This is a genomic window from Streptomyces ortus, from assembly GCF_026341275.1.
Classification (GTDB): domain Bacteria; phylum Actinomycetota; class Actinomycetes; order Streptomycetales; family Streptomycetaceae; genus Streptomyces; species Streptomyces ortus.
Genome location: NZ_JAIFZO010000001.1, coordinates 242948 through 252424, shown reverse-complemented (window position 1 = coordinate 252424; position 9477 = coordinate 242948). Strand labels below are relative to the sequence as shown.

Here is a 9477-nt window from a genome sequence, read left to right as displayed (position 1 = left end):
GGTCAGCGGCGACCATGCCCGCCCGGGCCGCCGTTGCCGTCCAGCCCATGGGTGTCGATTTCCCTGTTGTTCCGCTCGATGTCCTCGATATTGGCGTCACGGGTGTTCTTCATCAGCCGGACCTGGCTGACCGTGGCGTCGGTGATGCCCACCAGCGCGTCGCGGATGGACATCATGGTGTCCTTGGTGGTCTGCCGCTCCTTCTGCTCCTGCGGCTTGGCCTTCTCGGCGAACTCGCCCTCGGTGCCGGGCCACCTGACGGTGGGGGCCAGTTCGTCGAAGAACTCCTCGGTCATGCTCCTGGTGAGGGCGCCGATCTCCTCCAGCTGTCCCGCCAGGGCCTCGATGCGCTGCGGGTCGACGTAGTAGCGCTGTCCCATCGTCAGTCCTCCCCGTCCTCGCCGAGCGCGTCCCGCCAGCCGGGGGCGGCCTCGACGTCGCGTGCGGTGTCCTCGTCGTCGTCGCGCAGCACCTCCGGGCCGAAGACGCGCTCCCAGTCCAGCTCGAAGCCCTTCAGCTCCGGCACGTCGCTGCTGGGCTCGGCGAAGGGTGCCATCGCCTTCATGACGTGCTTGTTCATCTTCAGACGTGCCGCGTTCGCCGCCTCCAGGACACTGGCGGAGAGCTCCTGGTGGGACATGTCCCGGTACTTGTTCTCCAGGAACTCGATGCCGGTCAGTTCACCCTGCGGGCCCACGGTGGCGCGGACCGCGCGGTCGGAGGAGAGCACCGCGAACGACGCCTGGCGCAGCTCGCGCTCGGTGCGCGCGACCGCCTCCTGGGCAGCCTGGAGCTCGGCCATGGCCTTCTCCAGTCGCTTCTCCAGCGGTTCCGTCACGCCCGCCCCGCCCTTCTCGTCGGCAACATCCCTGCTGATACTGCCTGGTGAGGGCCCCTTCGCGGAAGTCGGGGAGGGGTGGCATTCGTCTCTCCCCGGTGGCCGCGCCGGTTTCCCTGGCGGTCGGACCGGTTTCCGCGGGGGTTCCGGAGGTCCCCGCGGGAGCCCGGGAGGTCCCCGCGGAGGTCGCGTCGGACCTCCGTCGTGCTCACCGGCCGATCACGGCGGGCGTGCCGCCCTCCTCGGTGCCCCACACGTCCGCGTCCTCCTCCAGGTAGTCGGAGCTGGTGGCCCTGCGGCCGGGCTCGGACTCCTCCTCGGTGGACTCGCCACCGCCGCCGGTGGTGTTGACCCGGGAGGCGGGGGCCAGGAAGGTGTCGCTGTCCTCCTGCCGGTTCCAGGGGCTGCGCCGGCGGCGGTTGCGGCGCTCGCTCTCCTCGGCCGCGTCGACCAGGACGGAGCGCACCCGCTCGCCGTTGCCCTTCTCCCCGCCACCGCCCATGCCGCCCATGCCGCCGCCCATCGGCATACCGGGGCTGCCCGGTGTCCCGGGGGCGCCGGGGGTCCCGCCCGAGGCTGCCGTTGCGGCGGCGCCGAGCGGGGTGGCCGTGCTGTCCGAGAGGGGGTCGACGGTGGAGGAGTTGAAGTCCGAGGACAGGCCCTCCGAACCGGAGAGGCCGCCACCGCCCCCGAGGCTCGTACCGCCGCCGCCCAGGCCCAGTTCGGAGAGCGGTACGTCCCTGGAGGTGGTGCCGCCTCCTCCGCCGCCGCCCCCTCCGACGCCGTTGAGGTCGCCGAGGCCGTCCAGGACGCTGGACCTGTTGTTGTCCGCGTTCGAGTTGAGGTCGTGCAGGTCCACCTTCTCGGTGTTGCCCTGCGCGTCGGTGACGGTGGCGATGCCGGTGTCCGGGTCGATGACCTGCTTGCTGCCGTCCGGGAAGGTGGTGGTCAGCTGGCCGTTGTCCAACGAGGTGACGGAACCGTCCGGGTTGGTGAAGCTCGCCCCGTGGGTCAGGTCGGTGGTCGTGGTGTTGCCGTTGGCGTCGGTGGTGGTGAGCAGCCCGTTGTCCGGGTCGAACGAGCTCTCGCTGCCGTCCGCGAACGTGGTGGTGAAGTCGCCGGCGTCGTCGAGTTCGACGTTGCCGCCGGTCGGGGTCTCCAGCCCGTTCTGGTCGCCGTTGAGGTCCCCGAGGTTGCCCAGGTCGTCGAGCGACTCGGTGGTGATGTCGTTCAGATCGCTGAGGTCGTTCAGGTCGTTCACATTGTTCTGGCCGTTGAGGTCGCCCAGGTTGCCGAGGTTCTCGGTGGTCGTCTTGCCGTCCGGGTCGACGGTGGTCGCCTGGCCGGTCGACGGGTCGACGGTCTGGGTGGTGCCGTCCGGGAACGTGGTCGTCAGCTTCCCGTCGTCGCCCAGCGATGTCACCGAACCGTCGGGGTTCGTCACCTTGAGACCGTCACCCAGATCCTGCGTCGTGACGTTGCCGTCCGGCGAGGTGGTGGTCAGCGTCCCGGTGTCGGGGTCGAACGAGCTGGTACTGCCGTCCGGGAAGTCGGTCGTCAGGTCGCCCGCGTTGTTCAGCTGGGAGTTGGAGCCGGTCGGGGGTCTTGAGGGAGCCGCCGTTCAGCGAGCCGAGGTTGCCGAGGTTCGAGGTGATCGGCCCCAGGTCGGTCTGGCCGTTCCCGTTGCCGTTCCCGTTGAGGTCGCCCAGGTCGCCCGGGCTCTCGGTGGTGATCGCGTTCTGCTGGTTCAGCAGGTCGTCGAGGCCGTCGAGGTTCTGCTGGTTGGCCGGGTTGTTGGGGTCGTTGATGCCTCCGAGGCTCTCCTGCACCTCCTTGGCCTGCTGCTCGGCCTCGCGTTTGGCCTCTTCCTGCTCGCGCTTCTGCTCCTCGCGGAGTTCGTCCGCGTACTTCTTGTCCTCGTCGCGCTGCTGGTTCTGCTCGTTGCGCAGGTTTTCGGCCTCGCGCTTGGCCTCCTCCTGCTCCGCCTTCTGCTCGTTGCGGAGTTCGTCCTGGTACTTCTTGTCCTCCTCGCGCTGCTTGTTCGCCTCTTCCCGCAGCTCGTCCTGGTACTTCTTGTCCTCCTCGCGCTGCTTGTTCGCCTCTTCCCGCAGCTCGTCCTGGTACTTCTTGTCCTCCTCGCGCTGCTTCCTCTGCTCCTCCCTCAGTTCCTCCTGGTACTTCTTGTCCTCCTCGCGCTGCTTCCTGAGCTCCTCTTCCTCCTCCTTCGCCTTCTTCTCCTCGTACTCCTCCGAGGCCGTGCTGGTCGACTTCGGCTTGGGCACGTTGTCCGCGAAGTCCTCGCCGAGTTCGAGGAAGTGGTTGTTGAGGTTGGACTGCACCGTGGCGGCGGGCTTGCTCAGGTAGTCCTCGACACCCTGGCTCCAGACCTTGACCGCCTTGTCACCGACCTTGGCCCAGTTGGCGATGTCGGTCAGGTCGCCGTACTCGGGGTGCGTCTGGGTGAAGCCGCCCTGCGGGCTGTGCCGGACGGTGGTGCTGTAGCGGGTGGTGGTGGACGTGATGTTCGTCTTGGCGACGTTGTTGGTGTCCACCCACTGGGCGAGGTCGTCCAGGACGTAGCGCAGCACCTGGTGCGGGTCGTAGTACGGGGACTTGGCCCAGGCCAGCCAGGCCTCCAGCAGCTTGGTGGCAGAGTCCTCCAGGTACTTGCGGCCCAAGGACAGGGCGCGCGAGTACACCGTGTTGCCGGTGCCGGTCTCGTCGCCGGTGCCGGCCGACGAGTCGAAGGTCTCGATGTAGGCGTCGTAGTTCTCGCGGATCTTCTTGATCAGGCTGCGGAACACTTCCGCGGCCTCGCCCTTCCAGCTGGCGTCGTCCTTGCCGAAACGGTCCTCCCAGTCCTTCAGGACCACCTGGTGGTCCCGGAAGAACTTGGCGGCGTAGTCGAAGGACTCGCCCGTCCGGTTGAAGGAGTTCAGGTCCACCGCGTCGCTGCCGCCCACGCCCAGGTTGCTGAACCGGGCGTTCTGGGTGCCGCCCCTCAGCAGCTCCAGGAGCGCCGTCCGCGGCCCGTTCATGTACCGGGCGAGCGGGATGGTGGACATCTTGTCCTTGTTGTAGTCCGTGAACTCGTTGCCCTCACGGACCTGCGCGTCGTTGACGTTGTCGGACCCGGGGCCGGCGAAGATGATCTCCTCACCGGCCTTCACGCGGCCCTCGAACACGATCCGGGCCTGCATGATCTTCGTCTTCTTGCCGCCGTCGAAGAAGAAGATGTCGTAGTCCTCGCCGGTGTTGGTCAGGAACCCGGAGTCCTTGACCATCAGGCTGAGGCTGCGCTCCTTGATGTCCATCCGGAAGAGCTTGCCGCCGTGGTCGGAGCGGAGCGTGTCGAAGATGGTGCTGCGGTCCGGCACGGGATAACCGGTGATGTGCTTGACCAGGGTGGCCCAGACGTCACTCGACGGGTCGCCGGCGTTGTCGAACTTGTCGAGGTTGGTGCCGGAGTTGGGGTCGTAGCGATCGGCCACCGGGCGCCCTTTCTGGTCGGTTGTCGTCCGCACCGGCACACCGTGTCCTTCGTACGGGTGCGCGGGCGTGGGTGTCTTACGGAGCGCGCCGGCCGGTCGTGGCCACCGCCGGCACGGGCGGGGTCAGTCCTCGTCTTCTTCTTCCGTGCCGCCGGCCGTGAGGGTGTCGACCTCTTCGAACGTCTGCAGCAGGGTTTGCGCGTCGATCGCGTCCAGGTTCTTGTTCTTGGTCTTGTTGGCCTCCTCGATGGTGTCCGAGAGGGCCTCCTTCAGCTCTTTGAAGAGATCCATCTGGTCGCCCAGCAGCTTGTCCAGGGCCTCCGCGGTGGTGCGGACGCCCTCGATCAGCTTCGGTCCCGAGACGAGGGGCTCGGTGGCCATCTTGCCGATGCGCAGGAGCTGCTGGTTCTGGTCGAGGTTGTCCGGGGTGGTGTGCCCGTCGACGAGGTGGCCGAGCGGGCGGATGGTGGAGCCGTCGCCCTGTTCGCGGTGCTTCTTGGCCGCCGTGTAGACCGGCTGTACCTCGTTGTCCCGGAAGTTCTCCATCTGCTTGAGGTCGAAATGCTTGACGTCGGCCTTTTCACCGCCATGGGACGATCTCCTGCTGCTGGGTGCCGGACGGGGGGCGGCCCGGTGGGCCTGATGGGGCGGGGGTGCGCGGCGGCCGGTCCGGCAGACCCGAGCGCGGGTCCGCCGGACCGGGCCGCCCGCTCACACACCTACGACGTCTGGCCCTCGCCCACACCCCTCGGGACTGACGGGGGGCAGGCTCGGGCCGGACACGGCTCGGACCTCAGCGGGCCCGGACGTTGCCCCAGTTGTCGGCGCTCTTGCGCTCGTCACGGGAGTGGTTGTCGTGGATGGTCCGGATCAGCTCGCCGTTGTCGCCGAGGAGCCTGGCCATGTTCTTGGTGGCGTTGTCCCACTCCGCCTGGACCACGCGGTACTGCTCCTGGTCCGCGCCCTCCCAGGTGCTGACGAGCGGCTTCAGCTCGTCCTCGAGGTTGTTGAGGGTGGTGATGATCACCTGGGTCTGCTCCAGCAGTTCCTCGATGGCCTGCTGGACCTTGGGGTATTGCACATCAATGATGCCGTCGGCCATGACGTCTCCTCTCGAAGGCCGGGCGCCTGGCCCGGAAAGCTCACGAAGTCCGGCTCCACCGAGGGAAGCCGGTACCGCGGGTGGTTCAGCTCAGTGCTTCGAAGACGCCCTGGCTGGTCTTGCTGTTGAGAACCTCGGTCAGGTCCTGGTTCTCCTTCGCCAGGCGGTTGGCGGAGGTCACGTTCTCCTGGAGCGCGTCGATCATCGTGCTGATCTGGACGACGACCTTCTGCGCCTCGGTGTTCCAGCTGCGGAAGAGCTTCAGCAGGGCCTGGCCCTCGTCGCCGCCGACTCCCGAACGCGCCGCGATCTCGGCGACGTTGTTCTGGGTCTTCTCGACCTGGTTGCGGGCCGACTCCAGAGAGGAGACGCCCCCCAAGCCCTTGGCATAGTCCGCTTTCCTTGCGGCGCTGTCCGCCATGTCACGCTCCCTTCGTTCAGGCGCGTCTCACGCACCGTTGCCCGCTGAGGCTAAAGAGAAAACAGGGTTCCGCGCAACGCGTGCAGGCAAGATGTGAGTAACAGCCGGTTCGGTAGAATTCGCCTGTATGGCAACGGAGTTGTGCGAACGTTGCAGTTGGATGAACGGGCACGCCCGTACTTCCGGGGATACAGCACGCGAACCGCCCCCCGGCGCCCCGCCAGACGGGCGAAAAGCGGGCACGCGGCGGGTCCGAACGGTCACGCAGAAGCATCGCCCCGGCATTGTGCACGTTCCCGCGGGATTTCCCGGGTGCGGTCCTCCGGGATATTTGAGCTTCTTCTGAGGTTGTCCGCCCTATTTCTATTCCTTTTCCCCGGCGCGAGTTCCCCGGCGCGAGCCGGGTTCCCCGCCGGAATCGGTGTCGGGTGTCAGCCCTTCGAAACGGCGCCGACCGCCTCCGCCCGCGCCTTGCCGTCGCCCTCGCCCTTCCCCGGCTTCTCGGCGGCTGCGCACCGGGGGGCCGTGGTCCTGGGTTCCGTGACGCCCGCGGCGGCGGCCGGATCGAGGTCCGCGCCGGTCGGGAAGGCCGCCAGCAGCGGGGCCGGGACCGAGCCGATGTCCGAGGCCTGGTACCCGAGCGCCGCCAGCGATTCCTTGCCGGAGAGGCGGTACTTCACCCCGTTCTCCGCCACCAGGTAGGTGGTCCCGGCGTGCGCGGCGCCACTCGCGTGCAGGGCCCGGACCAGGGCGCCGTGTCCTGGACGTACCACCGTGGCCTCGGTGGGCACACAGGCCGGTTCCAGCGGCTGCGCGGTGCCCTCCGACACGGCGACCGGGGTGAGCTCGGTCAGCGGGACCAGCACCGACCTGATCCGTACGCCGCCGTGGTCGCCGTCCACCTGGGCGCAGAGCGCGGTGCCGCGCTCCGCGGACTGCGGCAGGGGCGGCGCGTCCGGCAGTTCGGCGGAGGCGGCGTCGGCCGCGTCCTTCGCCGCGTGCTCGCGCAGCGCGTCCGCGCCGAGCGTGCGCACGTCGGGCGACTGCCCCTCGTAGGCGTCCTTCTGGGTGGCCGGGTCGCCCAGTACGAGGGCGGCGCCGAGCCGGGTCAGCGGCACCAGGCCGTCCTTGCGCAGCAGGTGGTAGGTGCTGCCGCCGCCGGGCACGCTGACCTTGAACAGCTGGCCGACGCGGCTTGCCTCGCCACCGAGTTCGGGACCCTTCCCGCCGCGCCCCGGCACGGCCGGCGGCTTGAGGGCGGGGCCGGGGGCCAGCGCGTCGAGGAAGGCCGCCGAGACGGGCATCGGCTCCTGGGAGCCGTAACCGAGGGCGTTGCGGGCGTCGGAGGCGCGGTCGAGGGGCAGCCTGCTGCCCCGCCACACCAGGTACTCGGTGTCGTCCGGGCCGCTCACCAGCACCCCGCGGTCCCGGCCGATGGCGCGTGAGTCCAGCGGCATGCCGGCCGCCACGGTGGTGGCTCCGGGCTTGTCGACGCCGGTGGTCGCCACGACCCCGGAGGTGTTGGGCAACGCCCCGTCGGTCCCGGTGACGCACATGTGCCAGGCGCCGTCGTCGAGCTGCCCGGTGGCGGGTACGGCGTCCGGGGCGCCGGGGATGCCGACCGGGGAGCCCACCGGGACGCCCTGCAGCGAGGGGGTGTGCACATCGGCGGTCGCCAGGTCGGAGCCGCCGATCAGCTTCGCCGAGGCGTAGTTGCGCACCGGGTGCAGGACGCCGTCGGTGCCGGTCCACAGATACCGGGCGCCGGTGTCGCGGTTGACCACGAGGTGCTCACCGTCGCGCCAGCCGTCGTTCCCACCGGGGCGCAGCAGACCGTATACGGTGGCGCCCGCGCCGATCAGGACGGTGACCAGGACGCCGAAGACCACACCGCGGGTGGTGCGCCCCAGAGGGCTCTCCGGGGCGTCCGGGTCGGCCATCAGCAGGCCCGAGCTGAGCCTGCCCATCATGAAACTGTGGGCGTGTACCTGGTCTCTCTTGGACTGCACGGCGTCTCCTCAACTCCTTCTGCGTGCCGGGCGTGCGGGGGTGTTCAGCGGGTGTGCTCAGCCGAACAGGCCGCGCAGCCAGCCGAAGAGGCCCGCGGCCCAGAGGGCGAGCGGCAGCAGTGCCACGGCGAGGCCGGTGTGCGCCAGTTCGGCCGCGCGGCCCCAGTACGGCAGCACCCGGCGGCCGGGTACGGTCCAGGCGGCGAGCACGAGGGCGGCGGCGGCGCCGAGCAGGACCGCGAAGACGACCGCGCGTCCGGTGCCGTCGTGGTCCGCAGCCCAGGCGCGGGCCATCAGCAGGAGCCCCAGGACGCCGGGCACGGCCAGGGTCAGCCGCTGTGAGATGTGCACGAGACCGCGGCAGTGCAGGAGCAGCAGCAGGGTCAGTGCGAGGGCCGTCAGCGCCTCGGGCAGGTTCGGGCCCTGGCCGAGGACGATCAGGGCGGCCAGGGCGATGACGCCGGTGGCGGCGAAGAGCGCGGTGACCCAGCGCCCGGCCAGCATGGTGCGCTCGGCGACCTCGTCGCCCGCGTAGGGCTCGATGCCCTCCTGGAGCTGGGCGGCGGAGGACGGCAGCGCGGGCAGTCGCATCCCGGCCAGTTTGAAGGCGAACGGCGCGACCGCTCCGGCGGCGAGCGCGACCACGGTGGCCACCAGCGCCACCGCGGCCTGCACGGCGAGGCCGGTGTAGCCGATGAGGCCGCCGGCGATGGCGGTGGCCACCGAGACCAGCGCGGTGGCGAACAGGGCCGGGGCACCGACCGCGGTGGCGGCGAGCGCGAGGACCGCGCCGCCCGCGCCGGCCGCGCCGGCGGCGAGCAGCCGAGCGCCCACGACCTGCCGTGCGTCCGCGCCGGTCAGGTCGCCGCCGGGCAGCAGCCAGCCGGCCAGGGCCAGGCAGGGCGCGACCAGCAGGCCGAGCGCGGTCGCGGAGAGGCGGTCGCCGACCGCTCGGCTGGCCGAGCCGGCGCCCGCGAGGAGCAGCAGGCCGGTCACGGCGGCGAAGGCGACACGGGAGAAGCCGGAGTTGGGCGTGCCGGGCCACAGCACCAGTGCGAGGGCGGCGACCACGGTGGCCGCGGCGGCGCCCACCAGGAGCGCGCGGGCGGCTTCGGGGTGCCAGGTGTTCAGGCGCCGTCCCGCGGTGTCGGCTATCCCGTCCACCAGGTCGTCGAGCCGGGCCTCGGGCAGTGCCTCGGTGTGCGGGCGCAGATAGAGCACGGCGCCGTCGGAGAGCCCCGCGTGGGCGAGGGTGGTCTCCTCGTCGAGCGGTGCGTCGCCGAGTTGCTGGAGCACCCAGCCGGCGTGGTCGAGACCTGCTTCTTCCGCCTCTTCGCCGACATAGCGCAGTAGCGTGGGCAGCAGGTCGGCGACCGGCACGTCGGCCGGCACGGCCAGATCGACGGAGACGCTGGGCGCCCGTACGGTCAGGCGGCACAGTTCGGCCACAGCGCTGTCGGTCATCAGCGTAACTCTCGTCTTCCGTGGGGGCTTTGACAGGAAAACTTCCCCGGGGCAGCGGGAGGGCCTCCCCGGGAGAGGATGTGCGAAGAGTACGGAAGCCTCGCGTGCGGTCGGGAACGGGGGTGCCCGGCCGGTGAATTTCGTCCGCACGG

General features: G+C 70.2%; 9 protein-coding genes. All 9 read right to left on the bottom strand.

Features of this window, described 5'->3' with window-relative positions:
- Positions 1–2: 2 nt before the first annotated feature.
- On the bottom strand, positions 3–380 hold the full coding sequence (locus K3769_RS01045) for a hypothetical protein (protein ID WP_267024494.1): 378 nt from the start codon (positions 378–380) through the stop codon (positions 3–5).
- Positions 381–382: 2 nt separating this feature from the next.
- Positions 383–838 (bottom strand): YbaB/EbfC family nucleoid-associated protein, encoded by a 456-nt coding sequence (locus tag K3769_RS01040; protein ID WP_267024493.1) that lies wholly within the window; start codon positions 836–838, stop codon positions 383–385.
- A gap of 208 nt (positions 839–1046) precedes the next feature.
- On the bottom strand, positions 1047–2282 hold the full coding sequence (locus tag K3769_RS01035; RefSeq protein ID WP_267024492.1) for a hypothetical protein: 1236 nt from the start codon (positions 2280–2282) through the stop codon (positions 1047–1049).
- Positions 2283–2292: 10 nt separating this feature from the next.
- Positions 2293–4362 carry an AAWKG family protein gene (locus tag K3769_RS01030; protein ID WP_267024491.1) on the bottom strand — a complete coding sequence of 690 codons (2070 nt, stop codon included), beginning with the start codon at positions 4360–4362 and terminating at the stop codon, positions 2293–2295.
- 90 nt (positions 4363–4452) lie between these two features.
- Positions 4453–4875, bottom strand: coding sequence for a type VII secretion system-associated protein (locus K3769_RS01025; RefSeq protein WP_372514841.1), 423 nt, complete (start codon positions 4873–4875; stop codon positions 4453–4455).
- 247 nt (positions 4876–5122) lie between these two features.
- Complete coding sequence (locus K3769_RS01020) at positions 5123–5431, bottom strand: WXG100 family type VII secretion target (RefSeq protein ID WP_267024490.1); 309 nt, start codon at positions 5429–5431, stop codon at positions 5123–5125.
- Between the two features lie 85 nt (positions 5432–5516).
- Entirely contained in the window at positions 5517–5852 is a 336-nt protein-coding gene (locus K3769_RS01015; RefSeq protein ID WP_267024489.1) for a hypothetical protein, read from the bottom strand.
- A gap of 431 nt (positions 5853–6283) precedes the next feature.
- Positions 6284–7861 (bottom strand): type VII secretion protein EccB, encoded by a 1578-nt coding sequence (eccB, locus tag K3769_RS01010; RefSeq protein ID WP_267024488.1) that lies wholly within the window; start codon positions 7859–7861, stop codon positions 6284–6286.
- A 57-nt stretch (positions 7862–7918) separates the two neighbouring features.
- On the bottom strand, positions 7919–9325 hold the full coding sequence (gene eccD / locus K3769_RS01005) for a type VII secretion integral membrane protein EccD (RefSeq protein WP_267024487.1): 1407 nt from the start codon (positions 9323–9325) through the stop codon (positions 7919–7921).
- Positions 9326–9477: the final 152 nt, after the last annotated feature.